This window comes from Patulibacter ginsengiterrae (assembly GCF_056269115.1).
Genome location: NZ_JBWDOG010000006.1, coordinates 194,542 through 221,229, shown reverse-complemented (window position 1 = coordinate 221,229; position 26,688 = coordinate 194,542). Strand labels below are relative to the sequence as shown.

The window sequence follows — 26,688 nt, the reverse complement described above, 5'->3', positions numbered from 1 at the left end:
GGAGTCCTGCACCCATGCAGATCAAGCCCGATGAGATCACCAGCATCCTCAAGAGCCGCATCGAGGGGCTCGACGCCGGCACGGCGTCACTGACCGAGGTCGGAACGGTGCTGTCGGTCGCCGACGGCATCGCCCGCATCCACGGCCTCGACAACGCCGGCTCGTTCGAGATGCTCGAACTTCCGCACGGCGTCACCGGCCTGGCACTGAACCTCGATTCCGACAACGTCGGCGCCGTGCTGTTCGGTGATTGGCAGCGGATCGTCGAGGGCGACACCGTCAAGCGCACCGGCAAGCAGCTCGAGATCCCGGTCGGCGAGGCATTGCTCGGCCGGATCGTGTCGCCGCTCGGCGTGCCGCTGGACGGCAAGGGGCCGATCGCGACGACCGAGACCCGCCCGCTGGAGTTCAAGGCTCCGGGCATCATCTCGCGTAAGCCGGTCACCGAGCCGCTGCAGACCGGCATCAAGGCGATCGACGCCATGATCCCGATCGGCCGTGGCCAGCGCGAGCTGATCATCGGCGACCGCCAGACGGGCAAGACGTCCGTGGCGATCGACACGATCATCAACAACAAGGCGTCGGGCGTCATCTCCGTCTACGTCGCGATCGGGCAGCGCATGGCGTCGGTCGTGCAGATCGCGCAGACGCTCGCCGAGAACGGCGCGCTCGACTCGACGATCATCGTCGCCGCGTCGGCCGACGAGGCCGCTCCGATCAAGTTCATCGCCCCCTACGCCGGGGCCGCGATGGCGGAGCACTTCCTCTACAACGGTGGCCACACCCTGGCCGTCTACGACGACCTCACCAAGCACGCGTTCGCGTACCGGCAGATGTCCCTGCTGCTGCGTCGTCCGCCGGGCCGTGAGGCGTACCCGGGCGACGTGTTCTACCTGCACTCGCGCCTGCTGGAGCGCTCGGTCAAGCTGTCCGACAAGCTCGGTGGCGGTTCGATGACGGCGCTGCCGATCATCGAGACGCAGGCCGGCGACGTCTCGGCGTACATCCCGACCAACGTGATCTCGATCACCGACGGTCAGATCTTCCTCGAGCCGAAGCTGTTCTACGCGGGCGTTCGCCCGGCGATCAACGTCGGCATCTCGGTCTCGCGCGTCGGTTCGTCGGCGCAGACGAAGCCGATGAAGAAGGTCCAGGGCGGCCTGAAGCTGGCGCTCTCGCAGTTCCGTGAGCTCGAGGCGTTCGCGCAGTTCGGCTCCGACCTCGACGCCGACACCCGCGCGACGCTGTCGCGTGGCGAGCGGCTCGTGAAGACGCTGAACCAGGGCGAGCGGTCCCCGCTGCCCGTCGAGGACCAGGTCGTGCAGATCTTCGCTGCGACCAACGGCTACCTCGATCGCGTCACCACCGACCGCGTCGAGGAGTACCTGACGCGGCTGACCGAGGCCGCCCACGGCTCGCTCGGTCCCGTGCGCGAGAAGATCGCGGGCGGCGACTGGTCGGACGAGACGCAGGCCGCGGTCAAGCAGTTCGTCGCCGACTTCACCGAGCAGGACTTCGGGTACGAGCTCGACGAAGACGGCGAGCTGCTCGAGCCCGCGACCGTCTGATGAACCCCGGCCCTTCGACCCAGGAGCTCCTGAGCCATGGCGCAGAGTGACGTCAAGATCCGGATCGCTTCGGTCCAGAACATCCGCAAGATCACGCGGGCCATGGAGATGGTCTCGGCCGCGCGCCTGCGCAAGGCCGAGGAGCGCGCAGCGTCGCTGCGTCCGTACGCCGACGCCCTGCGCCGGATGACCCGTCAGGCCGCTGCGGCGGCCGGCGCGGGTGAGCTCCAGGCGCAGCCGGTGCTGCGGACGCACGACGAGGAGCGCGTCGTCGGGCTGCTGCTGGTCACGGCCGACCGCGGCCTGGCCGGTGCCTTCAACTCGCAGATCCTGCGCGCCGGTCTGAACCGTGCCGCGGAGCTCGAGGCCGAGGGCAAGGAGGTCCGTTACTGGGCCACCGGCCGTCGCGGTGTCTCCTCGCTGACCTTCCGCAACAAGCCGATCGACGGTGAGTACACGGGCTTCACGGACGCGCCGGCACACGCCGACGCGAGCCGCGTCGCCGTGGATCTCGTCGGCTCGTTCGTCGACGAGAAGATCGACCGCGTCGAGGTCATCTACAACAGCTATGTCTCGCCGCTGGTCCAGGAGGTCAAGCGCGAGACCCTGCTGCCGCTGGCCGCGGCGAGCGTCGTCGGTGACGACGAGGTCGCGGACGAGCCGGAGGCCGAGGCCACCGGTGGCGCGAAGGCGATGGTCGAGTACGAGCCCGACGATCCGGCCGAGCTGCTTGCCGAGCTGGTTCCCGAGTTCGTGCAGATCTCGCTGCTCCGCGCGCTGCTGGAGTCGGCAGCGTCCGAGCACGGTGCGCGTATGACGGCGATGAGCAGCGCGTCGGAGAACGCCGCGGAGGTCATCGAGACGTTGACGCTGGCGATGAACCGTGCGCGCCAGGCGGAGATCACCCAAGAGATCATGGAAGTCGTTGCGGGCGCCGAGGCATTGAACTGATGCCTGCCATCAACCCCCAACACCACGCCCGCAATTTCGAGAAGAGGAACTGATGGAAGCCGCAACCGCGACCAACACCGGTCGGATCGAGCAGATCCAGGGCGTCGTCATCGAGGCGGTGTTCCCGGAGAAGCTGCCCGAGATCAACTACGCGATCGAGACCACGCTGCCTGACGGCACGCGCCTGGTGCTCGAGGTGCAGCAGCACCTCGGCGACAACCGCGTCCGCGCCGTGGCGATGGACTCGACCGACGGCCTGGCCCGTGGGGTCGAGGTCCGCGACCTCGGCGGCCCGATCAGCGTCCCCGTCGGCAAGGCCGTCCTCGGCCGGATCTTCAACGTCCTCGGCGAGACCATCGACGACGGCCCGGAGCTCGGCGAGCACGAGACCTGGGGCATCCACCGTCCGGCGCCGAAGGTCGAGGACCTGACGCCGACGACCGAGATGTTCGAGACCGGCATCAAGGTCATCGACCTGCTGGCCCCGTACGCCAAGGGCGGCAAGATCGGCCTGTTCGGCGGCGCCGGCGTCGGCAAGACCGTCCTGATCCAGGAGCTCATCAACAACCTCGCCCAGGAGCACGGCGGCCTGTCGGCCTTCTGCGGCGTCGGCGAGCGCTCGCGTGAGGGCACCGACCTCTACCTCGAGATGGAGGAGTCGGGCGTCCTGGACAAGACGATGCTCGTCTTCGGCCAGATGAACGAGCCGCCCGGAGCCCGCATGCGCGTGGCCCTGACGGGTCTGACGATGGCGGAGTACTTCCGTGAGCAGGGCGGCCAGGACGTGCTGCTCTTCATCGACAACATCTTCCGCTTCGTCCAGGCCGGCTCCGAGGTCTCGGCGCTGCTCGGTCGTATGCCGTCGCAGGTCGGCTACCAGCCGACCCTCGAGTCGGAGATGGGTCAGCTCCAGGAGCGGATCACGTCGACCCGCCAGGGCTCGGTCACCTCGGTGCAGGCCGTGTACGTGCCGGCGGACGACCTGACCGACCCGGCTCCGGCCTCGGTGTTCGCGCACCTGAACGCCACGACCTCGCTGTCGCGTGCGATCTCGGAGAAGGGCATCTACCCGGCCGTCGATCCGCTCGACTCGACGTCGACGATCCTCAAGCCCGAGGTCGTCGGCCAGGAGCACTACGACGTCGCCAACCGGGTGAAGGAGGTCCTCCAGCGCTACAAGGAGCTGCAGGACATCATCGCCATCCTCGGTATCGACGAGCTCGGCGAAGAGGACAAGATCCTCGTGCAGCGCGCCCGCAAGATCGAGCGTTTCCTGTCGCAGCCGTTCCACGTCGCCGAGCAGTTCACCGGCGCCCCGGGCCAGTACGTGCCGATCGCCGAGACGGTTCGCTCCTTCAAGGAGCTGCTCGAGGGCAAGCACGACGACCTGCCCGAGTCCGCGTTCCTCCTGAAGGGCTCGATCGACGACGTCGTCGCTGCCGCCAAGAAGGGCTGATCGAGGTGGCCTACACGCCGTTCCGCACCGACGTCCTCACCCCTGAGGGCGAGCTGTTCGCCGGCGAGGTGCAGCAGGTCTCCACCCGCACGGTGTCGGGCGAGATCGGCATCCTCGCCAAGCACGCCCCGCTGCTGGGCCGGCTCGAACCGGCCGAGCTGCGGCTCACGCTCCCGGGCGAGGCGGGCGAGGTCAAGCGCTTCGTCCAGACCGGTGGCTACGTCCAGGTCGCGCAGGACGGCAACGTCCTGCTGCTGGTCGAGGAGGCGTACCCGGTCGAGGAGTACGACAAGGCCAAGGCCGAGGAGCAGCAGCGCGAGGCCGTCGAGCGGCTCAGCGCCGCCGAGCCCGGCACCGAGGCCCACCGCCTCGCGACGGCCGGCAAGCGTCGCGCCGACGCGCTGGTCAAGATCGCCGACCGCCTGTAGGACCTGGTCCTCGCGGTCCGGTCCCCGCCGCGCCCTCGGGCGCGGCGGGAGCCACAACGACGAAGGGCCCGGATCGCGCTGATCCGGGCCCTTCGTCGTAGTTGGATGACGCGCGGGTGCGTCTGAGGTGGTCGTGGACCAAGCAGGTCGGTGCGGGTGGGCCGAGAGCTGTGCGCCAGCACTGCCGAGGCCCTCGCGCGCCGAGATGCGCCGCGTCCACGGCCGCCTCAGGCCACCCGCTAGAAGCCGCCGTTGTAGTTGTAGAGCATGATCAGGACCATGCCACCGAGCGCCGCGACGGTGCTCACGCCGAACGCGAGCAGGCTCGGGACGAGGGAGATCGTGGCGGGCTGCTTGTCGTCGTGTTCGGCGCTCATCTGCGAAGGACCTTCGTCGGGAATGCGGACGACCGATCATCGCACGCGGAGCGGACCGTCGCCGGCTGAGCGGCGGGGGAGCGCGGTACGAGCGACGTGAACGGGGCCGCGCGACAGCCCCGGTCGACACCGGTGGCGGACCCTGTCCGACGGTGACCGGCGGACCGGTCGGGTCGGATCCCTATTCTGTGTCCCATGGACGAACGGCTGCTCACGGAGCGGCTGGTCGGGTACGACACCTCTCGCGCGGACGGCCTGCGTGCCGCCGGAGGGTTCGTCAAGGGCTGGCTGGAGTCGCACGGGATCGACGCACACGAGCGCGATCACGAGGGGCTGCCCGTGCTCCTGGCGACGGTCGGACCGGACGGGCCCGAGGTGCCGACCGTGATCTTCCACGGTCACCTCGACGTCGTGCCCGCCCCGGCGGCGCAGTTCGTGCCCCAGATCGACGGCGACCGCCTCTACGGGCGCGGGACCTACGACATGAAGGGCGGACTGGCGGCGATGCTCTGCGCCGTCCGCGACTACGCGGCCGAGTGGGCCAGCCAGGGGCTCCACCCCGACCAGGGCGCACGGATCCAGCTGGTGGTCGTGCCCGACGAGGAGAGCGAGCAGGTCGACCGTCGCTCGACCGACGCGCTGGTCAAGGAGGGCGTCCTGCGCGGCGACTTCGCGATCACCGGCGAGCCGACCCAGCTCCAGATCGGCGTCCAGGCGAAGGGCGTGCTGGCGATCCGGATGGCGGTCCACGGGATCGCCGCCCACGGCTCGACGCCGTGGCTCGGGGACAACGCGGTGCTGAAGGCGTTCGACGTCTTCCGGCGGATCGAGACGCTCCCGTTCAGCCGCCAGAGCAGCGACCTCTACGACCGACCCTCGATCAACCTCGCGCGGATCGCGGCGGGCGAGGCGTTCAACATGGTCCCCGATCGGTGCGAGCTGACGATCGACATCCGCTACGTCCCCGGTCAGGACCCGCAGGAGATCCTCCGGCAGATCCGGGCGATCCCTGACGTCGAGATCCTGCGCGAGCTGGAGCGCGGCCCGGCCGTGGTCCCGCACACGCACCCGTACGTGGTCGCTCTCGGCGAGGCGGTCGGCACCACCGGTGACGGCGCCGGGCTGGCGGTCGGGCGCGACGGCGCCTCGGACGCCTTCTCCTTCCTCGAGGCGGGGATCCCCGCGGTCGAGTTCGGGCCCTCCGGCAACGGCCACCACGGTCCCGACGAGTGGGTCTCGATCAGCTCACTGGCCCGCTACCGGCGCGCGCTGGTCGCCTTCGCCCACCTGGTCCCGGGAGCCGCGGAGCAGGTACGCGCGGCGGCGGCTGCGAGCACCACGACGGGGGAGCCCGCACGGTGAGCCTCGTGCGCCCCGAGGGGGACCGTCCGCCGCGGCCCGGCCTGAGCTTCGCGCTGCGGTTCCTGCTCGCCGGCCTGATCGTGCTCGTCGTGGCCGGCGTCGCCGTCGCCTCGACGATCGAGCGCGAGGCGACGGCGATCGTCGACGAGTTCCAGAAGCACTCGAAGGTCGACGCGGCGACGGTCGGGGCGCTCGACGACGTCGCCTCCGGCAAGCCGCAGACGATGCTGCTGGTCGGCGACGACCACCGCTTCTCCGAGGGCGGGGCCGGCGGTCAGCGCTCGGACACGATGATCCTGGTCCGGCTGGATCCGGACGCGAAGGCGACGACGATGCTGTCGCTGCCGCGCGACCTGCTGGTCAGTCAGCCCGGGGCCGGGGCACCGACCAAGCTCAACGGCGCGTACTCGAGCGGTCCGAAGGGGCTGATCGAGACGCTCAAGCGGATCCTCAGCACCCCGGACGAGCCGTTCGAGATCAACCACTTCGTCTCGATCCGGTTCACGGCGTTCTCGCAGGCGGTCAACACCTTCGGCTGCTTCTACGCCGACATCGACCGCCGCTACTTCAACGACAACAACCCGCCGGCCGGCGGCGGTGGCGCCTACGCGACGATCGACGTGCCCGCCGGCTACCAGCGGCTGTGCGGCGAGCAGTCGCTCTCCTACGTCCGCTTCCGGCACCTCGACAGCGACCTGGTTCGCGAGGCCCGTCAGACGCACTTCCTGTCCGAGGCACGGGCCCAGATCGCCGACTCGACGCTGCTGAGCAAGCGCAACGAGCTGCTGCGGGCGATCAGCAAGTACATCAAGACCGACATCCAGTCCGAGAAGGGCCTGCTCGGCGTGGTCAAGCTGGCCGTCAACGTCGTCCAGAAGCCGACCAAGCGGATCGTGCTGAAGGTCTCCGACACCCAGAGCGGCGACGTCGTGACGACCCCGGAGAACCTGGCCAGGGCCGCCAACGAGTTCCTCCACCCGACGACGGTCCGGCGGGCGGAGGCGACGGCCCCGGCCAAGCGCACGAGCACCACGACCAAGCGCAAGAAGGCGAAGCGGAAGAAGGCCGGCCCGTCCGTCCCCGCGACGTTGACGGCGGACTCGACGGCGCCGCGCCAGGCGATCGCCGAGAGCATCGCGCCGAAGCTGCGCGGGCTGCCGATCTACTACCCGAAGCTGATGCAGCATCGGGCTCGGTACCAGCCGACCCACTCGCGCGCCTACGACATCCAGTCCCCGGGCGGCAAGGTCTTCCCGTGGCAGGCGTACCGCCTCGTGGTCTCGCTGGCCGGCGGTGAGTCGGGCCCCGGCCAGTACTACGGGGTCCAGGGCACCACCTGGAAGGATCCGCCGATCCTCAAGCTCGCCGACGGCACGGAATCGCTCGGCGGCCGCAAGTTCCAGGTGGTCTACGACGGCAACCAGATCCGCCAGCTGATCTGGAAGACGCCCAAGGGCACCTACTGGATCAGCAACTCGCTCAACAACGGGCTCAGCAACGCGGAGATGCGCGCGCTGGCCCGGTCGCTGACCCGCTACTCCGGATGAGCGTCGGATCATCCGAGCGGCCGCCCCGACCCGGCGTCCGCTTCGCCCTGCGGTTCCTGCTGGCCGGGATCATCGTGCTCGTCGTGTCGGGGACCGCGGTCGCGACCGTGATCCGGCACGAGGCCGAGGTCACGGTCAGGATCCTCGACGACGGTCCGGAGGCGAAGACCGGCGACGCCCTGACCGAGGTCAAGTCGGGGGCGCCGCAGACGATCCTGCTCGTCGGCGACGACCACCGCTACAAGACCGAGGACGGCAGCCCGACGCCGAAGGACGACCCGACCCGGTCGGACACGATGATCCTGCTGCGGCTCGATCCCAAGGCGAACGCGACGACGATGCTCTCGCTGCCGCGCGACCTGATCCTGGCCGACGCCAGCGGCGGCGCGAAGCTCAACGCCTCGTACGGGGGCGGGCCCCAGCAGCTGATCGAGACCCTCAAGCGGATCCTCAGCACCCCCGAGGAGCCCTTCCCGATCCACCACTTCGTGTCGGTCCGCTTCACCGCGTTCGCGAAGGCGGTCAACAAGTTCGGCTGCTTCTACGCCGACATCGACCGCAAGTACTTCAACGACAACACCGGTCCCGGCGACAACTACGCCACGATCGACGTCGACTCGGGCTACCAGCGGCTGTGCGGGGAGGACTCGCTCGACTACGTGCGGTTCCGGCATCTCGACAGCGACCTCGTCCGCGAGGCGCGCCAGACCAACTACCTGGCCGAGGCGCGCGCCCAGATCGCGGGCTCGACGCTGTTCAACGAGCGCAACGACCTGCTGCGGGCGATCCGGCCCTACATCAAGACCGACCGGATGTCCGCCAACGGCCTGCTCGGCGTGATCAAGCTCGCGGTCAACGTGGTCGGGCACCCGACCCAGCGGGTCCCGCTCGACGTCAGCATCACCGAGAGCGGCGACGTCCGCACGACCCCGGCGAGCCTGGTCCAGGCGGCCCAGCAGTTCCTGCACCCGGAGCGGGTCCCGGGCGGCGCCGTGCGGGCCGCGAAGGCCGCCGAGGCGAAGGCCGCGAAGGAGACGGGGACGACCGCCGAACGCGCCGCCTCCGGGACGACCACGAGCGGCTCCACGCCGACCCCGAGGCCGAAGGCGAAGCAGGCCAAGAAGGGCAGGAAGGCCAAGCGCTCCGGGGCCAAGGTCCCGCCGACGATGTTCGCCAACCCCGCTGCCGCGCGGACCGCGATCGCGGCCGACATCGCGCCGAAGCTGCGCGGGCTGCCGATCTACTACCCGAAGCTGATGGCCACGCGCGCCCGCTACCCGGAGAACCAGTCACGGCAGTACGACATCCAGTCGCCCGGCGGCATGGCCTACCCGTGGAAGGCGTACCGGCTGGTGGTGCTCGCCGGCGAGCCCGGCGGAGGCCAGTACTACGGGGTCGAGGGCACCACCTGGAAGGATCCGCCGATCCTCAAGCTCGCCGACGACGAGGAGTCGCTCGGCGGACGGACGTTCCAGGTCCAGTACGACGGCAAGCGGATCCGCCGGCTGATGTGGCAGGGCCCGAAGGGCACCTACTGGGTGACCAACACCCTCAACAACGGCATGGGCAACGACGAGATGCGCGCGCTCGCCCGGTCGCTCACCCGCTACGGCCGCTGAGCCCGGTTCCGGGCCGGGCCCTGTTTCGGAATGATCGGCCGTCGGCGACGGCCGCTGCGGCGTCTCCGGAGCGGTGTCCGAGCCCTAGGTCAGACCATCAGTCTGGCTCTTGCGGGGTGGGTGGGCAGTGGGGCACGCTCTGCTCGCTCGAACGACCACCCCAGACCACCACTGATTCCGAAACACGGTTCTCTGTCCGTGGCGGGGCGGTTCACGCGCCGGGACCTGTAGCCTCCGCGTTCTTATGTCCGCAGCACGAGAGCCCATCGGCGTCATCGGGACCGGCTACGTCGGACTCGTCACGGCGGCCGGATTTGCCGAGCTCGGCAACGATGTGGTCTGCGTCGACATCGACGCCGACAAGATCGCCCGGCTCGAGCGTGGCGAGATCCCGATCTACGAGCCCGGCCTGGCCGAGCTGGTCGCGAAGAACCGCGACCGGCTGACCTTCACGACCGACCTCGCCGTCGCGCTGGAGCGCGCCCGGATCCTGTTCGTCGCCGTCGGTACCCCGCCGACCTACTCCGGGGACGCCGACCTGTCGGCCGTCCACGCCGTGATCGCGTCGATGCCGGCCTCCGACCGTCACGCGCTGGTGATGAAGTCGACGGTCCCGGTCGGGACCGGCGTCTCCACCAAGCGGATCTTCGAGGAGCAGGGCAAGGGCGGCTTCCGCTACGTCTCCTGCCCGGAGTTCCTCAAGGAGGGCACCGCGGTCGCGGACTTCCTGCGGCCCGACCGCGTGGTCGTCGGCGACGACGGCGACTGGGCCGGCGACGCGGTCGTCGACCTCTACCGCCCGCTGCTGGTGCCCGACGAGGGGGGCAGCGGCGTCGGCCAGCTGGTCCGGACCGACATCGCCTCGGCCGAGATGGTCAAGCTCGCCTCGAACGCCTTCCTGGCGACCAAGATCTCGTTCATCAACGAGATCGCCAACGTCTGCGAGGAGACCGGCGCCGACGTGATCGAGGTCGCCCGCGGGATGGGCCTCGACGAGCGGATCGGCCCGAAGTTCCTCAACGCCGGGATCGGCTTCGGGGGCTCCTGCTTCCCGAAGGACGTCACCGCCCTCAAGCAGCTCGCCGGCAACTCCGGCTACCACTTCCAGCTGCTGAACTCGGTGATCGAGGTCAACGAGCTGCAGAAGCGGCGCGTGATCGGCAAGCTCGAGAAGCACCTCGGTGGGCTGGTCGGCAAGCGGATCGCGCTGCTCGGCCTGGCCTTCAAGCCGAACACCGACGACATGCGCGAGGCCAGCTCGCTGGTCCTCGCTGCGCGCCTCCAGGCCGCCGGTGCGACGGTCGTCGCCCACGACCCGATCTCGGCCGAGATCGCGCGGCCGATGCTGCGCGGCGTGCAGCTCGCCGACGATCCGATCGCGGCGGTCCAGGGGGCCGACGCCGTCGTCCTCGTCACCGAGTGGCAGGAGTTCCGGGACCTCGACCTGCGCGCGCTGCGCCAGGGCATGGCCGGAGACGTGCTGATCGACGGCCGCAACGCGCTCGACGCGGCCGCGGCTGCCGCGGCCGGCTTCCGCTACGAGGGCATCGGACGACCCGCCCTGATGCCGACTCCGACCCCCGCCGGGGTCTAGGGCGGCCGGAGAAGCACCGGTGCAGGCAGTCATTCTCGTCGGGGGCCAGGGCACGCGCCTGCAGCCCCTCACCACGAACCGGCCAAAGCCGATCGTCCCCCTCGTCGATCGGCCGTTCATGGCCTACATGCTCGAGTGGGTCGCGTCGCACGGGATCGACGACGTGATCATGTGCTGCGGCTTCCTGGCCGACGCGATGGTCGAGGAGCTCGGCGACGGCTCGCGCTTCGGGGTCCGGCTGACCTGGGTCCAGGAGCCGGAGCCGCGCGGTACCGCAGGAGCCCTGAAGCTGGCCGAGGAGCACCTCCACGACCGCTTCGTGATGCTCAACGGGGACGTCCTCACCGACCTCGACCTGACGGCCCAGATGGCGCTCCACGAGCGCGTCGGGGCGACCGGGACGCTGGGCCTGGTGCCGGTCGAGGACCCGAGCTCCTACGGCCTGGTGCGGCTGAACGGCGACAGCTCGGTCAAGGGCTTCCTCGAGAAGCCGAACCCGGACGAGATCGACACCGACCTGATCTCCGCCGGGGTCTACGTGCTCGAGCGTTCGGTGCTCGACATGATCCCGCCGGACCGGATGGTCTCGATCGAGCGCGAGGTCTGGCCGCGGCTGGTCGGCGACGGGCTCTCCGGCTGCGTCCACCGTGGCGCCTACTGGATGGACATCGGGACCCCGCACCGCTACCTCGAGGGCACGGCCGACATCCTCGCCGGCCGCGTCCGGACCCGCGTCATGGATCGCCTGGCCCACGGCTCGGTCGACCCGACCGCGACCGTCGCGGCCGGCTCGGTCGTCGCCCGGACCGCGCTGGTCGACCGCGACGCCACGATCGGCGCGCGCGTCACCGTCGGTCAGGGCAGCGTGATCGGCCCCGCCGTCACGATCGCGGAGGACGTCATCCTCGAGAACGCGGTCGTCCTCGAGGGCGCCACGATCGCTGCCGGCTGCCGGCTGCGCGACTGCGTCGTCGGTGCCCACGCCACGATCGGCGAGGGCACCAGCATGGCTGAGGCCTCGATGGTCGGCGATCACTCCACCATCGGGGCGCACAACGCCCTGGCCGGGGGCATCCGGATCGCCCCTGGCGTCGTTCTCCCGGCCCGTGCCGTGCGATTCTAGGCTTCATCCCGTTCCCGTCCCGACCCGAGAGCCATCACGATGACCGAGCTTCCTGACCTGGACGTCGCCGCCGTTGCCGCGGTCGACACGACCGATCAAGTCGCCGACACGCTGGCGGTCGGCGACCACCTGCGCGACGCGATGTGGAAGGCCGAGTCGGCCGGCCTCGGGTCGTGGGACAGCCCAGGTGGGCTGGTCGTCGCCGGCATGGGCGGTTCCGCCGTCGGCGGGATCCTCGCCCGGGCGGCGCTCGCCGACCAGGCCGGCCGGCCGATCCTGTCGGCGAAGGGCTACGAGCTGCCGCCGTGGACGACCGACGACACGACGGTCCTCTGCGCCAGCTACAGCGGCAACACCGAGGAGACCCTCGCCTGCTTCGAGGCGGCCGGCGTGATCGGCGCCCGGCGGGTCGTGGTGACCTCCGGCGGGGAGCTCGGTCGCCTCGCCCGCGAGGAGGGCGTGCCCGTGATCCCGGTCGCCGGTGGCCTGCAGCCCCGCGCTGCGGTCGGCTACATGCTCGTCGCGGTCCTGGAGACGGCCGCCGCGTGCGGTGCCGGCCCCTCGCTGCGAGCCGAGCTGGACGTCGCCGCCGACGCGCTCGACAAGCTGGCCGGCGAGTGGGGGCCGGGCGGCCCCGACGACGGCGAGGCCAAGACCCTCGCGCGGGCCCTGCACGGCACGATCCCGGTCTTCACCGGTATGGGCCTGACCGCGCCGGTCGCCTACCGCTGGAAGTGCCAGGTCAACGAGAACGCCGAGGTCCCGGCGTTCTGGGGCGAGCTGCCGGAGATCAACCACAACGAGATCGTGGGCTGGGGCAGCGCCGCCAGCGTCGGCCGGCTCTCGGCCGTGCTGCTCGAGGACTGCGACGCGCACCCGCGGCTGGCCCGCCGCGGCGAGCTGACGGTCGAGCTGATCGCGGACCAGGCGGCGGGCGTCCATCGCGTCCAGTCGCGCGGGGAGACCGCCGTCGAGCGGGTCCTGTCGCTGGTGCTGCTCGGGGACCTCGTCTCGGTCTACATGGCGGTCCTGCGGGGCACCGACCCGGCGCCGGTCGACGTCATCGAGCGGCTCAAGGAGCGGCTCGCCGAAGACGTGTGAGTCCCGACCGGGGTCGGGCGAACGCCCGTTCCCGGCCGAGATCGCGGCTCCCGCTCGCTCCGGCGGGCGGGATCGCGCAGCCGTGCGGTAGCGTTCCGCGCGTGTTGCCCGCCATGGTCCTCGCCGCCGGTCTCGGAACCCGCTTGCGGCCGCTCACCTTCGAGCTGCCCAAGCCGATGGTGCCGCTGCTCGATCGGCCAGCAATGGCCCACACGATCGACCTCCTGCACCGTCACGGGGTCGACCGGATCGTCGCCAACCTGCACTACTTCCCGGACACGATCCGCGACTACTTCGGCGACGAGCTGACGTACGTCGAGGAAGCCGAGCTGCTCGGTACCGCCGGAGGCGTGCGCAACGCCCGCGCGTTCTTCGGCGATGAGTCGTTCCTGGTGATCTCCGGCGACGCGCTGACCGACCTCGACGTCGGTCGCCTGGTCGCGCGCCACAAGGCCGCGGGCGGGATCGCGACGCTCTGCGTGACCAAGGTCGAGGCGACCAGCGAGTACGGCGTGGTCCTGCACGACGACGAGGGACGGGTCACCGGCTTCCAGGAGAAGCCGCACCCGGACGAGGCGCTGTCCGACCTCGCCAACTGCGGGATGTACATCTTCTCGCCGGAGATCTTCGACTACTTCCCGGACACGCCGTTCGTCGACTTCGCCAACGACGTCTTCCCGCGGCTGCTGGAGCACGACGTCCCGTTCCACATCCACGAGCTGGACGAGTACTGGAACGACGTCGGATCGCTCGACGAGCTGCGCAACGGCACCTTCGACGCGCTCAGCGGTGCGCTCACGCTCGAGGCCCTGCCGGACGCGGGGCCCGAGGCGATCATGGTCGGGGAGGGCTCGTCGCTCGACGCGGCCGAGCTGGTCGAGGGGCCGGTCTGGGTCGGTCGCAACGTGACGATCGGCGCCGGCGTCCGCCTGCAGGGTCCGCTCGTGCTCGGTGACGGCGTGACCGTCGGCGAGGGCGCGGCGATCAAGCGCTCGATCGTGCTGCCGGGGACGACGATCCAGCCGAGCACGATCCTGATCGAGGCGATCACCGGCCAGACCGGGATCGTCGCGGCGCTCCGCCCGCGGGCGGAGACGCGGATCTCCTAGGCGCCCGAGGGACTAGGCCGAGGCGCCCGAGGGGCCGCCGGGCCGGGGACGCGGAGCGCGTCCCCGATGGGCGGACACGCTGCCGGCCGGCGCCCGGCCGCAGCGTCTCCGCTGGGCCCCAGCGCAGCGCGTCCGTCGGGTGACGGACGCTCCGCGGGTCCCGTGGCTCAGATCCGCATCCGGTCGGCGGTACGGACCGGCGTGGCGGGCTTGGCGGGGTCCGACTCCGGGGTGCCCGGCTCGGTGCCGCTGGCGGCGGCACGGTCCATCAGGCGCTCCTCGCGGCGGGCCTTGGTCTCGGACTCCTTGAGACCGCGGATGAACAGCACGCCGAAGGCGACGCCCATGATCAGGACCTGCTCGGTGGCCATCAACGCGCCGGCCATCGCCTGGTCGGCGACCGGGCTCAGGCCCCAGTACGACGGCTGGTCGTTGTAGAACGCGTACATGCCCTTGGGGGCGAAGGTCAGGGCCATGCCGAGCAGGCCGACGGTGACCTTGGTGATCCCCATGTAGGCGACAGGGCCCATCGAGGTCATCCGGTCGCGGGCCGGGATCGGGCGCAGCAGGTGCCACCAGTAGAGGAAGCCGACCGCGGTGAAGGTCATGTGCTCGAGCAGGTGGACCGAGTCCGAGCGGGCCGCCGCGTTGTAGAGCGGCGGGATGTGCCAGATCCACATGCCGAGCGTGTAGCCGACGAGGCCGAACCAGGGCTTGGCCAGGAACCCGACCCGCTGCTCGAGGTACTGGACCCGGCGGGTGATCGGACGCATGATCACGCGGTTGAGCCCGAACAGCAGCAGCAGCGGCATGATGTCCAGCAGCATCAGGTGCTGGACCATGTGCATGACCAGCAGGTGGTCGCCGAGGCCATCGATCGGATTGCCCTGTGCCGTGATCAGCACCAGCGTGCCGCCGACCCAGGAGCAGAGGCGCCAGATCGGGGCCTGGTCGCGGTCGCTCGAGCGGCGGACCCGGATCCAGCGCGGTACGTAGACCGCGAGCAGGATCAGCGCCAGGGCGACCGGCGCAGGTTCGAGGCTCCACGTAATCGGCGGTGACACGACACCGAAGTTTGGCATTCCGCCCCTTTTCTCGGCTCGCCCTGCTGCGGGACCATCGGTGTGTGCTCCGCCTCACGGACCTGCTCGCCGCCGCGGTCGCTCCGGACCGCTGTCTCGACTGTCGCGAACCGGCGCGCAGCGGCGCGCTCCTGTGCGACGGCTGCCGGCGGGGGCTGGCGTGGCTGCCGGTCGACGGCTGCCCCCGCTGCGGGCTGCCCGAACGCTGTCGCGCGGGGCGCTGTCCGGCCCGTGGGGCGGCGTTCGCGGCGGCCTGGGCGCCGCTCGCCTACGAGGGCCCGGCCCGCGCGCTGGCACTGGCGGGGAAGGACCGGGCGGCGCGTCGGGTCGCGAGCTGGCTGGGGGCGGCGATGGTCGCCCGCGCGCCAGGCGCCCTGCTGGACGGGGTCGAGGCGGTCGTGCCGGTCGCCGCCGACCCGGTCCGTCGACGGCGGCGTGGGGAGGACCACGCGCGGCTGATCGCCGAGGCGGTCGGCCGCGGCCTGGGCCTGCAGGTCCGCCGGCTGCTCGTGCGCGGGGCGTCCGGGGCGGCACAGCACCACCGCGATCGGGCGGGACGGCTGACGGTGGTCGCGCCGACGGTCGTCGCCCGCCCACCGTCGACGGTGCTGCTCGTCGACGACGTGCACACGACCGGCGCGACGTTGCGGGCCGCGGCGGAGACGCTGCGGGCGGCCGGTGCCGGCCGGGTGGTGGTCCTGACCGGCCTGCGGACCCTGCGTTGAGCCGGCCGCCTCAGCGGGCGACCAGCCGCAGCGGCAGTCCGTCGCGGGGGGTCAGGGTCGGGGCCTGGTTGATCCGCAGGACGAAGTCGGGGACCGGCTCGGGCCGGAACCGCTCGAGCAGCAGCCGGCTGATCACGTCGACCTCGGCCAGGCCGAAGCGCATCCCGATGCACTTGCGCTGACCGCCGCCGAACGGGACGTAGGCGCCGCGCGGGATCCGCTTGGCCGCCTCGGGGGCGAACCGGTGCGGACGGAACGCGTCGGGCTCCTCCCAGACGTCCGGCAACCGGTGCGTGACCCACGAGGAGTAGTGGACGGCCGCGCCGGCGGGGATCCGGTGCTCGTCGAGCTCGGTCTCGCGGACCGCCCGCCGCGGGCCCACCCACGCGGGCGGGTAGAGGCGGAGCGCCTCGTCGATCAGCCACTGGCGCTCGATCCCGTCGTCGTCGATCACCTCGGGGTGCAGCGAGAGCTCGTGGAAGAGGAACGAGACGGTCGCCGTGGTCGTGTCGTGGCCGGCGAAGAGCAGGGTCATGACCTCGTCGCGCACGAGCCGGTTGCTGAGGCCCAGGCCCTCCTCGTCGCGGCTGTCGAGCAGCAGCCCGAGCAGGTCGTCGCCGTGGTCGGTGCGCCCGCGACGGGCGTCGATCTCGGTGTAGATGATCCGGTCGAGCGTGCGGCGGGCCCGTTGCATCCGCGCCCACGGCGTGCCGGGTCCGCGCAGCAGCTGGAGGACGGTGTCGGTCGAGTAGAACGCGAGGCTGGCCTCGAACGCCTCGGCCAGCTCGACCTCCCGCTGGCCGTCGCGGTCGGGAGCGATCCCGAACAGGGCGCGGAGCGCGATCCGCAGCGCGAGCCGGCGGGTCCAGGCGTAGATGTCGATCGTCTCGCCGGGGACGAGCGCGGCGACCGCGGCGGCGGCCTCCTCCTCGATCAGGACCGTCGAGGCAGCGATCCGCTCCCGGTGGAAGGCGGGGAGCATCGCCCGGCGCGATTGACGGTGGAACTGCTCGTCGACGGTCAGCAGCCCGTCGCCGAGCAGGGGGATCAGGTCGCCGAAGTGTCCGTGGCGCCAGTGCAGGTCGTCGGCCTTGGTCACCAGCAGCTGGTGCGTCGCCTCGGGGCCGATCGCCCAGATCACCGGCTCGTGCAGCAGCCGGAGGGTGAAGACCGGGCCGTAGCGCCGGTACGCCTCGAGCAGCAGCGGTAGCGGGTTGCGGACGACCTGCCATGTCGCGCGGGGATCGGGCGCCATCCGGCCGGGAGGCCAGGGGCCGCTCTGGCGCCGTTCGCGCTGGAGGTCCTCGACGATCCGCCAGAGCGGATTGTTCGACACCGGCTCTGGACCCGTGAATGTCGACATAGCGTCAGACTACATGTCAAGTCTGGTTGGACGGGATATTCTGCGTTCGATCGTCCCACGTCGCTCGGCGGCGTGCGGGGCAGGTTCGGGTCGGCGGTCGGCTACCTTGCGGGGCGCGATGAAGCAGCTGCTGCGCCCCCTCTTCGACCGTGTCGTGATCAAGGAGCTCGAGCCCGACCGGGTTCGACGCTCGGGCCTGGTGGTTCCTCCCGGCAGTCACGAGCCCCCGCCCCAGCACGGGATCGTCCTGCGGGTCGGGCCGGGGCTCGACTGGTGGCAGCAGGCGGGGGTGCAGATGCCGGTCAAGCCGGGAGACCACGTCGTCTTCCCGGCGGCCGCCGGGGCCTGGGTCGACGTCGAGGAGGAGCGCTTGCTCGTCTGCCGCGTGGGAGAGATCCTCGGCGCGCTGGAGTCGATCGACAGCTGCCCGGCCTGCGCCGATGCGCCGGTCGCGGGCGACACCTGCCCGGTCTGCGGTCGCACCGGCTGAGCGACGTTGGGTATAGCACGAACCCCGCGCGATGACCCCTGACATGTGTACATAGCAGATGCGTGGGGGGGATGTCGGCCGCCCCTTGCTTTTGTCCGGGGCTCGCGTTACGGTCGCTCTACCGCTGGATTCCCACCCAAAAAGGAGCGCCATGCGGATCGATGTGAAGGGTCGCAACGTCCCGATCACCGAGGAGGTGCGTGAGTTCATCACGCGCCGCTTCCGAAAGGTCGATGCCCAGGTCTCGGAGTTCGCGGAGCTCGAAGTCGAGCTCGCGGAAGCCAAGAACCCGGCGATCGCCGAGCCGTTCACGGCCTCGGCGACGCTCAGGCTGAAGGGCGTGACCCTCCGTTCGCACGATGCGAGCCGGGACATGAAGCACGCCATCCATCTCGTCGAGGAAGAGCTCTCACGCCAGGTCAAGCGTCACCGGGTCCAGCGCCGGCACCGCCGGGACGCCCGGCGGATCGTGCAGTCGCAGCGAGCGGGCGGCGCCCCGCCGTCGGGGGCTGAGCCCGCCACCTGACCCGCACTCGTCGACGTGGCGCGGGGGTGACCCGGCGTCCGTCGAAGCAGTTCGTGGATCGAGCCGCGGCGCAAGCTGCGGCTCGACCGCGTTCTGGGGGAGTCGGCCCGCGGTCGGCCCGCGGTCGGGGCCGGGGATGGGCTGGGGGGCCCGTCCCGGACGACCGATTTCCTAATCCCAGGATCAGGCTGTCTTTAGATCTTCCGTAGCCGCCTGGGAGAGGCTCCACGGCCTCGGTCGTGGCGGTGGTGCGAACAGCCGTCCAGAAGCTCCTAGGGAACCGTGGAGCGAGCGGATTCCATTGATACGCTCAGCCGATGGGGATCCTTTCGCGCGCGCTGAGCATCGGCGAGGGCAAGAAGCTACGCGAGTACGAGAAGCGCCTCGGGCGCATCAACGACTTCGAGCCCGAGCTGGAGCTGGCTTCGGACGAGGAGCTGCGCGAGCGGTTCGCGGGCCTGCGCGAGGAGGCGGTCGAGGGGCGGAGTCTCGACGACCTGCTTCCGGAGACGTTCGCGATCGTGCGCGAGATGTCCAAGCGCGTCCTCGGCATGCGGCACTTCGACGTCCAGCTGATCGGCGGTCAGGTCCTCCACAACGGGACGATCGCCGAGATGCGGACCGGCGAGGGCAAGACCCTGACCGCGACGCTGGCCGTCGCGCTGAACGCGCTCGAGGGCAAGGGCGTCCACCTGGTCACGGTCAACGACTACCTCGCCAAGCGCGATGCCGAGTGGATGGGGCGGCTCTACAACGCGCTCGGTCTCTCGATCGGCGTCCTGCAGAACATGCAGGAGTACGAGGAGAAGCGCGCCGCCTACGCCGCCGACATCACGTACGGCACGAACTCCGAGTTCGGCTTCGACTACCTGCGCGACAACATGGCGCAGACGATGGAGGAGAAGGTCCAGCACGGCGGCCGGATCGGCGAGGACGGTCGCGTCACCGCGATGCACAACTTCGCGATCGTCGACGAGGTCGACAACATCCTGATCGACGAGGCGCGGACCCCGCTGATCATCTCCGGGCAGCCGGAGAAGGCCGCGGACCTCTACGTCACCTTCGCCAAGCTCGCCAAGACGATGGTCGCGGGCAAGAAGCCGGAGGGGATGGACCCGAAGACGAAGAAGGAGTTCGTCGCCGACTTCGACTTCGAGTTCGACGAGAAGCACAAGACGATCGCCGTCTCCGAGCGCGGGGTCGAGAAGGCCGAGCGGTTCCTCGGCATCGACCACCTCTACCGGGCGGAGAACGGGCACCTCGTCAACCACCTGCACCAGTCGTTGAAGGCGCAGGCGCTCTACTTCCGTGACAAGGACTACGCCGTGATCGACGGCGAGGTCGCGATCATCGACGAGCACACCGGCCGGATCCTCGAGGGCCGTCGCTGGTCCGAGGGGCTGCACCAGGCGGTCGAGGCGAAGGAGGGCGTGGCGATCCAGGAGGAGAACCAGACGCTCGCCAACGTCACGCTCCAGAACTACTTCCGCATGTACAAGAAGCTTGCGGGCATGACCGGTACGGCCCTGACCGAGGCCACCGAGTTCATGAAGATCTACAAGCTCGGCGTGGATCCGGTTCCGACCAACCGCACGGTCCAGCGCGTCGACCGCAACGACGATGTCTTCAAGACCAAGGACGGCAAGTGGGCCGCGGTCACCCGCGAGGTCGTCGAGCGCCACGCCAAGCAGCAGCCGGTCCTGGTCGGGACCGTCTCGGTCGAGGTCTCCGAGCTGCTCTCGGGCCTCTTCCGGAAGGCCGGCATCAAGCACACCGTCCTCAACGCGAAGCCGGAGAACGCGGCCAGCGAGGGCGAGACCGTCGCCGAGGCCGGCCGCCCCGGGGCGGTCACGATCGCGACCAACATGGCCGGTCGTGGCGTCGACATCAAGCTCGGCGGCGATCCGGAGCACCTGCTGCGCAAGGAGCTGCGGCAGGAGGGCCTGACCCCGGAGGACGAGGGCTACGACGAGCAGTTCGAGGCCCGTCTGCCGGCGGTCCGTGAGCGCTGCGAGAACGACCGCGAGGTCGTGCTCGAGGCGGGCGGCCTGTTCATCGCCGGCACCGAGCGGCACGAGTCGCGCCGGATCGACAACCAGCTGCGCGGTCGCGCCGGCCGTCAGGGCGATCCCGGCGAGTCGCGGTTCTTCCTCTCGGCCCAGGACGACCTGGTCCGGATCTTCGCGGGCGACCGGATCTACAAGATCCTCGACCGCTTCCCGTCGACCGACGACGACGGCAACGAGCTGCCGATCTCGGCCGGGATGCTGACCAAGCAGATCGAGAAGGCCCAGAGCACCGTCGAGGAGCGGAACTTCCTGATCCGCAAGCGCGTCCTCGAGTACGACGACGTCATCAACGAGCAGCGCCGCGTCGTCTACGCCTACCGCGACCAGATCCTCGAGGGTCGCGACATGAGCGGCGACGCGAAGGAGGAGATCGGCAACGTGATCTCCCGCGCGCTCGACGAGTACCTGCCCGCCGACGACTTCGAGCGGTGGGACACCGACGCCCTGTTCAACGCGCTCGGCGAGATCTGGCCGGTCTCGCTCGATCGCGACGAGCTCGATCCCGACCAGATCGACCGCGAGGTCCTGCACCGGCGGCTGCACGAGGACGCGATCGCGGCCTACGACGTGCGCGAGACCGAGCTCGGCGACGACCTGATGCGTCAGGTCGAGCGCTACCTGCTGCTGTCGATCATCGACCAGCGCTGGCGCGAGCACCTGTACGACATGGACTACCTGCGCGAGGGCATCCACCTCCGCGGGTACGCCCAGATCGAGCCGATCGTCGCGTACAAGAACGAGGCCTTCGACCTCTTCCAGGACCTGATGGCCTCGATCTGGGGCGACTTCTCGAAGCTCGTCTTCCACGTCGAGGTCGAGCTCGAGGATCCGGGTCTCGATCCGGCCGCGGGTGGGAACGGCAACGGCCAGCAGCAGCTCAACTACTCCGGGGGCAACGGGCAGCCGACGAACCTCGAGGCCGTCGCTTCCGGCGACGTCGACGCGGCCGCTCTGGCCGCCTACGACAACGGCGAGGAGCAGGCGGCCCCGGCCGTCCAGCAGCGGACCGTCAGCGGCAACGAGCCGGGGCGCAACGACCTCTGCTGGTGCGGCTCCGGCCGCAAGTACAAGCGCTGCCACGGGGCGTAGCCCCCGAGGGGTGACGTCGCCGGGTGGCGGCGTCACCCGGCGCGGTGCCTATCCTGGGGACGTATGCCGCTTCGTACCCCGAGCCCCCCGCTGCGTTCCGACGGCGTGATGCTGCGGGCGCTGCGTGGGCCGGACGTGCCGGCGATCACGATCGCCTGCCAGGATCCGGACATCCAGCGCTGGACGCGGGTGCCGTCGCCGTACCGGGAGTCCGACGCTCGCGGCTGGATCGCGGCGATGCGGGCCCGCGAGCGCGGGGGCGAGGCGCTCGAGCTGGCGATCGCCGATGCGCGGACCGGACTCCTGATCGGGGCGATCGGGGTGGTCAGCCTCGACTGGCACCAGCGGGTCGGCGAGATCGGCTACTGGGTGACGCCGGAGGTCCGCGGGCAGGACGTGGCCAGCACTGCGCTGCGGCTGCTCTCCCGCTGGGCGCTCGGGCCGCTCGGACTGGAACGGGCGGAGCTCCGGATCTGGGAGGAGAACGTCGCCTCCCGCCGGGCCGCGGAGAAGGCTGGCTTCGCCCACGAGGGGACCCTGCGGGGTGCGGTGATCGATCGCCTCGGCGGGGGGCGGCGTCCGAACGTGGCGGTCTACGGCCTGCTGCGCAGCGACGTCGCGGCCGAGCGCGCCCCCGAGCGGCGGGCGGAGCTCGGCGGCGGGCGGATCTCCGTCAGCTGAGGCGGTGGCCGCCCTCGGCGTAGCGCCCGCGGCTGCTAGCGTCGCTGTCGGAATGGCCGTCCCCGAATCTGCTCCTGAACGCATCAGCACCGCCCGTCAGCGGTTCGTCGACCTCGAGCCGCACCTGCGCCCGGACGAGCTCCGGGCCCGCGTCGCCGAGCTCGAACAGGCGATGGCGAAGTCCGGGTTCTGGGACGACCAGGAGGCGGCGACGAAGATCAACGCCGAGCACTCGCGGGCGACCAGCAAGCTGCAGGTCCACGACAGCCTCGTTTCCGACCTCGACGACCTCGACGGGCTGCTCGAGCTGGCCGAGGACGACGACGACCTCGGCGCCGAGCTGGTCACGCTGCTCGACTCGGTCGAGCGGCGGCTGGCGGGGCTCGAGGAGGAGCGGCTGTTCACCGGCGAGTACGACGCCGGCGATGCGCTGGTCACGATCAACGCCGGTGCCGGGGGCACCGACGCGCAGGACTGGGCCGAGATGGTCCTGCGGATGGAGATGAAGTGGGCCGAGAGCCGCGGCTTCAAGGTCGACCTGCTCGAGGCCTCGGCCGGTGAGCAGGCAGGGATCAAGTCCGCGACCTTCCGCGCCGCGGGGGACCACGCCTACGGTCTGTTCGGCGCCGAGCGCGGCGTCCACCGGCTGGTCCGGATCTCGCCCTACGACTCGCAGGGCCGCCGTCAGACGGCGTTCGCCGGGCTCGAGGTCGCCCCGGTCGTCGAGGAGATCGGGGACATCGAGATCCGCGACGAGGACCTCCGCGTCGACACCTACCGCGCCTCCGGAGCCGGCGGGCAGCACGTCAACAAGACCGACTCGGCCGTGCGCCTGACGCACCTGCCGACCGGCCTCGTGGTGGCCTGCCAGCAGGAGCGTTCGCAGACCGCCAACAAGGTGATGGCGATGAAGATGCTCTACGGCAAGATCGTCGAGCAGGCCGAGCGCGAGCGGGCCGAGGAGATCGCCAAGGAGAAGGGCGAGTCGCAGGACGTCGGCTGGGGCTCCCAGATCCGCTCCTACGTGCTCAACCCCTACACGATGGTCAAGGACCTGCGGACCGGGGTCGAGACCGGCAACGTCCAGCTCGTGCTCGAGGGCAACCTCGACGAGTTCGTCCGCGCCTGGCTGCTGCAGCAGGCGGGCCAGAGCGAAGCGGCGCCGCAGACCGCGGACTGAGTCACGGTCACGGTCGCGGCGCGGTTCGGGGCCCGGCTGACGGGGAGGCCGGTTGGCCTCCCCGCGGATGCCGGGGCTACTTGCTCGAGGCCACCTGGCGGCCGCCGACCGTGCCGTCCTCGGAGGTCGCCGGCGCGACCGGCGGCTGCGCGGCCTGGCGCTTCGACGCGCCGTAGAGCGCCGGGTCGAGGTAGCGTCGCTGCTCCTGCTTGGTCTTCGCCGTCACGGGGACGATCGCGTCGCGCTTGGCCTGCGGGTCGTGGCGGACGCCGGTCACCGACCACGAGACCTTCGTGCGGGGCCGCTCCGAGCGGACCACGAAGCGGCCGTCGGCGTCGACCTCCTTGGCGACGATCACCTGGCCGAACTGGCCGACCGGGGTCAGCTGGTAGCGCCAGTCCCCGGCGAGGGTGGTCGCGTAGTCGGGCAGCTCGACGGTCGCGCGGCCGCTGCCGTCGGTCCGGACGTTGCCCGTGTAGACGACGGTCAGCTCGTCGGTCTCGACCGGGGTGTGGGTGAGGGTCCGGGCCTTCGGGGCGCGCGGATCGTCGATCTTGAAGCCGGACTTGACCCCGGTGACGGTCAGGTCGCCGTTGATCACGACGTTGCCGTTGAAGCGGCCGGCCGTGGTGCCTTGGCCGAAGATCGCCGCCCCGGTCCCGTTCGTCACGCCCTCGACGGCGTTGCCGCTGTTGGCGGCGTTGACGTTCTCGCCGCGGACGCCGGTGCCGGTGCCGCCGCTGATCCCGGCCTGGCCGATCACGCCGATCCCGCCGTTCGGATCGGTCACGAACCCACGGACGCCGAAGCCACCCTCGCCGTCGTGGCGGCCGACGAGCGCGCCCAGCCCGTTGCACTTGCCGATGTTCCTCTCGCAGACCGCCCCGTTCTGACGGGCGACCACGGCTTCGCCCGTGCTCGAGTCGCCGATCACGGCCGCGCTCGAGACGGTCGGACCGGCCGCCCAGACGCCGTTGCCCCTGGCGTTGACGAAGATGCCGGGACCGGCGCCGGCGTTGTTGACGTCGATCGCGCGGGCACCGCTGCCGGAGTTGGTGATCGAGGCGGTGAGCACGCCGTCGGTGTCTCCGCTCTGGGTCAGGTTGAGCGGGACAGGCACCGGCGAGTCGGCGTCGGTGCCGCAGGTCACCGTGCCGTCGGCGCCGATCGCTCGCACGTAGGTGCCGGCGGCGCAGGTGCCGGTGACGCGCTGCTGGAAGGCGGAGAACGGCTGGCCGCCGAAGAGGTCGGCGTCGAGGCCGGAGCCGACGCCGTCGACGGTCTTGAGCTTCGCCAGGATCTGCGCTGCGGTGTCCGGCGATCCGGCGTCGCCCTGGGGCCCGATCGGTCCGACGGGACCCTCCGGTCCGATCGGGCCCTTCTCACCCGCGGCGCCGACAGGACCCGTCGCGCCAACAGGACCGGCCGCGCCTACGGGGCCGACCGGGCCCTTCCCGCCGTTGGGGCCGGTCGCCCCGTTCTTCCCGCGCAGGCCGCGGGTGTTCCAGGCGACCTTGAGCTGGCCGCTTGGGCACCGCGCCTGCTTGGTCGACATGTTCAGCGTCCGGTAGGAGCCGGTCACGCAGGCGTAGAGCACCGAGGGCTGTGCTGCCGGCGTGGAGCTCTTGGCCGCGTTCGCGCCGGCGGGGGTGCCGAGCGCGAGGAGCGAGGCGAGCGCCAGCGCTATCGGGAGCGTTCGCGGGGGCCTGGAACGACCGTGGGGGGAGCACGTCAGGGTACGCATCCTCAGGGTATATCGGCCGCGTCCGAGCGTATGGCGTCCCCGTTCGGGCGGTTCTGACGCCGGCTCGGAAGCGTGCGCCGTACGATCGCATCGCGCACGTCGTGGATCCGGCTGGCTAGCCAGCCAGTAATCTTCCCGGGGTACTTCGGCGAGCCTCCGGGGCTGGCCGTTCCGGACCGGAGCCCGCATGGCCATCGACTTCAGCTTCACCGACGAGCAGCAGGCCTACCGGGACGCGCTGCGCGACACGTTCCAGCGCGAGGTCGGCAGCGCGGAGCAGCTGGAGCGGCTGACAGCGGGCCACACGGTCCACCACAGCGACGAGCTGAGCCGCAAGCTGGGCGCGGCCGGGCTGCTGGCGCCGAGCGTCGCTGACGAGCTCGGCGGCGGTGGGGCCGGCGTCGTCGAGGAGATGATCCTGCTCGAGGAGATGATGCGGAGCCTGGCGCCGATCGGGGCCTACGCCGTCTCCCTGATCGTCGCGGGAGCGACCCAGAAGTTCGGGAGCCCCGAGCAGCAGCGCCTGATCCTCGGCAACGTCGCCGCCGGCGGGGTCGAGGCGATCGCGATGTCCGAGCCCGAATCCGGCTCCGACGTCGCCTCGCTGACCACCTCGGCCAAGCGGGTCGACGGCGGCTGGGTCCTCAACGGCGTCAAGGTCTGGATCTCCAACGCGCACATCGCGGACCGGATCCTGATCGTCTGCCGTGACGCCGCAACGACGGGAGTGGGCGGGGTCCCGGTCACCGCGAAGCACGAGGGGCTCTGCATGATCTGGGTCGACCGCGAGGCCGAGGGCGTGCGGATCGACGGGATCGACACGATCAGCGGCCACCGCGAGGTCAACTACGTCTACCTCGACGACGTCTTCGTGACCGACGATGCGGTCCTCGGCGAGCCGGGCAACGGCTGGGCGCAGCTGATGGCGGGGCTCAACGTCGAGCGGCTGATCATCGCTGCGCTCGCGTTGGGGCAGGCCGAGCAAGCGCTGGGGGAGGCGCTCCAGTACGCCAAGGACCGCAGGCAGTTCGGCCGTCCGATCGGCAGCTTCCAGGTCCAGCAGCACCGGCTGGCGGATATGGCGACCGAGGTCGAGCTGGCGCGGCTGCTGGTCTACAAGGTCGCCGCCGACGTCGACCGCAATCCGACGGCGCTGTTCCCGCGTGAGGCCTCGATGGCCAAGGTCTGGGCGACGGAGACCGCCGAGCGGACCGTCAACGCCGCGTTCAAGATCCACGGCGGCTACGGCTACGCGACCGAGTACAACGTCTCGCGTCAGATCACCCAGTCGATGGTCGCCTGCACGTTCGGCGGCACCAACGACATCCAGCGCAACATCATCGCCAAGACGATGGGGCTCTAGCCGTCGTGCGGCGGCGAGTCGTCCGGGCATCGTTCCGGCGGTCGCGGTCGGTCGGTTTGGGGTGTCTGCGGTGAGTGTTGGAATGGGAGGTGCTTCGAGAGTGTCGTGACTCTTCGAGGCCTCCCTGGTGCTTGACAGCGT

Annotated in this window: 22 protein-coding genes; 18 read left to right on the top strand and 4 right to left on the bottom strand. The window is 70.8% G+C overall.

Annotated elements, in window-relative coordinates; genetic code table 11:
• Positions 1–14 precede the first annotated feature (14 nt).
• The 4 genes from atpA to atpC are packed head-to-tail and all read left to right on the top strand — an operon-like array spanning position 15 to position 4,403.
• Positions 15–1,568: a F0F1 ATP synthase subunit alpha gene (atpA, locus tag ACVUH9_RS11295; RefSeq protein ID WP_475756900.1), complete on the top strand. Its 1,554-nt coding sequence runs from the start codon at positions 15–17 to the stop codon at positions 1,566–1,568.
• A 36-nt stretch (positions 1,569–1,604) separates the two neighbouring features.
• Positions 1,605–2,519, top strand: coding sequence for an ATP synthase F1 subunit gamma (gene atpG / locus ACVUH9_RS11290; RefSeq protein ID WP_475756898.1), 915 nt, complete (start codon positions 1,605–1,607; stop codon positions 2,517–2,519).
• Between the two features lie 52 nt (positions 2,520–2,571).
• Positions 2,572–3,975, top strand: a complete 1,404-nt coding sequence (atpD, locus tag ACVUH9_RS11285) for a F0F1 ATP synthase subunit beta (protein ID WP_475756896.1) — start codon at positions 2,572–2,574, stop codon at positions 3,973–3,975.
• A gap of 5 nt (positions 3,976–3,980) precedes the next feature.
• The gene (gene atpC, locus ACVUH9_RS11280; RefSeq protein WP_475756894.1) at positions 3,981–4,403 is read left to right on the top strand and encodes an ATP synthase F1 subunit epsilon; all 423 of its coding nucleotides are present in this window, start codon (positions 3,981–3,983) and stop codon (positions 4,401–4,403) included.
• Between the two features lie 239 nt (positions 4,404–4,642).
• Here the strand turns inward: atpC and ACVUH9_RS11275 are convergent, their stop codons facing one another.
• Entirely contained in the window at positions 4,643–4,780 is a 138-nt protein-coding gene (locus tag ACVUH9_RS11275; protein ID WP_475756892.1) for a hypothetical protein, read from the bottom strand.
• A gap of 195 nt (positions 4,781–4,975) precedes the next feature.
• Here ACVUH9_RS11275 and ACVUH9_RS11270 point away from each other — a divergent pair, with 195 nt between their 5' ends.
• From ACVUH9_RS11270 to ACVUH9_RS11240, 7 genes are all read left to right on the top strand, one after another.
• A complete protein-coding gene (locus ACVUH9_RS11270) occupies positions 4,976–6,142 on the top strand; it encodes a M20 family metallopeptidase (RefSeq protein ID WP_475756891.1) in 1,167 nt (388 codons plus the stop codon).
• Entirely contained in the window at positions 6,139–7,689 is a 1,551-nt protein-coding gene (locus tag ACVUH9_RS11265; RefSeq protein ID WP_475756889.1) for an LCP family protein, read from the top strand. Before ACVUH9_RS11270 ends, ACVUH9_RS11265 begins: the two co-directional genes overlap by 4 nt.
• Positions 7,686–9,308, top strand: coding sequence for an LCP family protein (locus tag ACVUH9_RS11260; protein ID WP_475756887.1), 1,623 nt, complete (start codon positions 7,686–7,688; stop codon positions 9,306–9,308). Before ACVUH9_RS11265 ends, ACVUH9_RS11260 begins: the two co-directional genes overlap by 4 nt.
• A 244-nt stretch (positions 9,309–9,552) precedes the next feature.
• Positions 9,553–10,902: a UDP-glucose dehydrogenase family protein gene (locus ACVUH9_RS11255; RefSeq protein ID WP_475756885.1), complete on the top strand. Its 1,350-nt coding sequence runs from the start codon at positions 9,553–9,555 to the stop codon at positions 10,900–10,902.
• A 19-nt stretch (positions 10,903–10,921) separates the two neighbouring features.
• Positions 10,922–12,025: a nucleotidyltransferase family protein gene (locus ACVUH9_RS11250; RefSeq protein ID WP_475756883.1), complete on the top strand. Its 1,104-nt coding sequence runs from the start codon at positions 10,922–10,924 to the stop codon at positions 12,023–12,025.
• A 39-nt stretch (positions 12,026–12,064) separates the two neighbouring features.
• A complete protein-coding gene (locus ACVUH9_RS11245) occupies positions 12,065–13,126 on the top strand; it encodes a bifunctional phosphoglucose/phosphomannose isomerase (RefSeq protein WP_475756881.1) in 1,062 nt (353 codons plus the stop codon).
• Positions 13,127–13,227: 101 nt separating this feature from the next.
• Entirely contained in the window at positions 13,228–14,235 is a 1,008-nt protein-coding gene (locus ACVUH9_RS11240; RefSeq protein WP_475756879.1) for a nucleotidyltransferase family protein, read from the top strand.
• Positions 14,236–14,402: 167 nt separating this feature from the next.
• On the opposite strand, the gene ACVUH9_RS11235 is transcribed toward ACVUH9_RS11240, so the two are convergent.
• Positions 14,403–15,299 (bottom strand): cytochrome c oxidase assembly protein, encoded by an 897-nt coding sequence (locus ACVUH9_RS11235; RefSeq protein ID WP_475756877.1) that lies wholly within the window; start codon positions 15,297–15,299, stop codon positions 14,403–14,405.
• 62 nt (positions 15,300–15,361) lie between these two features.
• On the opposite strand from ACVUH9_RS11235, the gene ACVUH9_RS11230 reads away from it, so the two are divergent.
• Positions 15,362–16,042 (top strand): ComF family protein, encoded by a 681-nt coding sequence (locus ACVUH9_RS11230; RefSeq protein ID WP_475756875.1) that lies wholly within the window; start codon positions 15,362–15,364, stop codon positions 16,040–16,042.
• A 10-nt stretch (positions 16,043–16,052) separates the two neighbouring features.
• Here ACVUH9_RS11230 and ACVUH9_RS11225 read toward each other — a convergent pair whose 3' ends face one another.
• Positions 16,053–17,378, bottom strand: coding sequence for a cytochrome P450 (locus ACVUH9_RS11225; protein WP_475756873.1), 1,326 nt, complete (start codon positions 17,376–17,378; stop codon positions 16,053–16,055).
• 145 nt (positions 17,379–17,523) lie between these two features.
• On the opposite strand from ACVUH9_RS11225, the gene ACVUH9_RS11220 reads away from it, so the two are divergent.
• From ACVUH9_RS11220 to prfB, 5 genes are all read left to right on the top strand, one after another.
• On the top strand, positions 17,524–17,895 hold the full coding sequence (locus ACVUH9_RS11220) for a co-chaperone GroES (protein ID WP_475756872.1): 372 nt from the start codon (positions 17,524–17,526) through the stop codon (positions 17,893–17,895).
• 151 nt (positions 17,896–18,046) lie between these two features.
• A complete protein-coding gene (hpf, locus tag ACVUH9_RS11215) occupies positions 18,047–18,421 on the top strand; it encodes a ribosome hibernation-promoting factor, HPF/YfiA family (protein ID WP_475756870.1) in 375 nt (124 codons plus the stop codon).
• Between the two features lie 317 nt (positions 18,422–18,738).
• Positions 18,739–21,579, top strand: coding sequence for a preprotein translocase subunit SecA (gene secA, locus ACVUH9_RS11210; protein WP_475756868.1), 2,841 nt, complete (start codon positions 18,739–18,741; stop codon positions 21,577–21,579).
• A gap of 63 nt (positions 21,580–21,642) precedes the next feature.
• Positions 21,643–22,260: a GNAT family N-acetyltransferase gene (locus tag ACVUH9_RS11205; RefSeq protein ID WP_475756867.1), complete on the top strand. Its 618-nt coding sequence runs from the start codon at positions 21,643–21,645 to the stop codon at positions 22,258–22,260.
• A 52-nt stretch (positions 22,261–22,312) separates the two neighbouring features.
• A complete protein-coding gene (prfB, locus tag ACVUH9_RS11200) occupies positions 22,313–23,440 on the top strand; it encodes a peptide chain release factor 2 (RefSeq protein ID WP_475756865.1) in 1,128 nt (375 codons plus the stop codon).
• Between the two features lie 76 nt (positions 23,441–23,516).
• On the opposite strand, the gene ACVUH9_RS11195 is transcribed toward prfB, so the two are convergent.
• Entirely contained in the window at positions 23,517–25,184 is a 1,668-nt protein-coding gene (locus ACVUH9_RS11195) for a hypothetical protein (protein WP_475756863.1), read from the bottom strand.
• 187 nt (positions 25,185–25,371) lie between these two features.
• Here ACVUH9_RS11195 and ACVUH9_RS11190 point away from each other — a divergent pair, with 187 nt between their 5' ends.
• Complete coding sequence (locus tag ACVUH9_RS11190; RefSeq protein ID WP_475756861.1) at positions 25,372–26,547, top strand: acyl-CoA dehydrogenase family protein; 1,176 nt, start codon at positions 25,372–25,374, stop codon at positions 26,545–26,547.
• Positions 26,548–26,688: the final 141 nt, after the last annotated feature.

Excerpts from the sequence above, each read along its gene's own strand:
- ACVUH9_RS11190 (WP_475756861.1), top strand. The coding sequence starts at position 25,372 with ATGGCCATCGACTTCAGCTTCACCGACGAGCAGCAGGCCTACCGGGAC.
- ACVUH9_RS11195 (WP_475756863.1), bottom strand. The coding sequence starts at position 25,184 with ATGCGTACCCTGACGTGCTCCCCCCACGGTCGTTCCAGGCCCCCGCGA.
- ACVUH9_RS11270 (WP_475756891.1), top strand. The coding sequence starts at position 4,976 with ATGGACGAACGGCTGCTCACGGAGCGGCTGGTCGGGTACGACACCTCT.
- ACVUH9_RS11255 (WP_475756885.1), top strand. The coding sequence starts at position 9,553 with ATGTCCGCAGCACGAGAGCCCATCGGCGTCATCGGGACCGGCTACGTC.
- atpG (WP_475756898.1), top strand. The coding sequence starts at position 1,605 with ATGGCGCAGAGTGACGTCAAGATCCGGATCGCTTCGGTCCAGAACATC.
- ACVUH9_RS11220 (WP_475756872.1), top strand. The coding sequence starts at position 17,524 with ATGAAGCAGCTGCTGCGCCCCCTCTTCGACCGTGTCGTGATCAAGGAG.
- ACVUH9_RS11205 (WP_475756867.1), top strand. The coding sequence starts at position 21,643 with ATGCCGCTTCGTACCCCGAGCCCCCCGCTGCGTTCCGACGGCGTGATG.
- hpf (WP_475756870.1), top strand. The coding sequence starts at position 18,047 with ATGCGGATCGATGTGAAGGGTCGCAACGTCCCGATCACCGAGGAGGTG.
- atpA (WP_475756900.1), top strand. The coding sequence starts at position 15 with ATGCAGATCAAGCCCGATGAGATCACCAGCATCCTCAAGAGCCGCATC.
- secA (WP_475756868.1), top strand. The coding sequence starts at position 18,739 with ATGGGGATCCTTTCGCGCGCGCTGAGCATCGGCGAGGGCAAGAAGCTA.
- ACVUH9_RS11245 (WP_475756881.1), top strand. The coding sequence starts at position 12,065 with ATGACCGAGCTTCCTGACCTGGACGTCGCCGCCGTTGCCGCGGTCGAC.
- prfB (WP_475756865.1), top strand. The coding sequence starts at position 22,313 with ATGGCCGTCCCCGAATCTGCTCCTGAACGCATCAGCACCGCCCGTCAG.
- ACVUH9_RS11275 (WP_475756892.1), bottom strand. The coding sequence starts at position 4,780 with ATGAGCGCCGAACACGACGACAAGCAGCCCGCCACGATCTCCCTCGTC.
- atpD (WP_475756896.1), top strand. The coding sequence starts at position 2,572 with ATGGAAGCCGCAACCGCGACCAACACCGGTCGGATCGAGCAGATCCAG.
- ACVUH9_RS11260 (WP_475756887.1), top strand. The coding sequence starts at position 7,686 with ATGAGCGTCGGATCATCCGAGCGGCCGCCCCGACCCGGCGTCCGCTTC.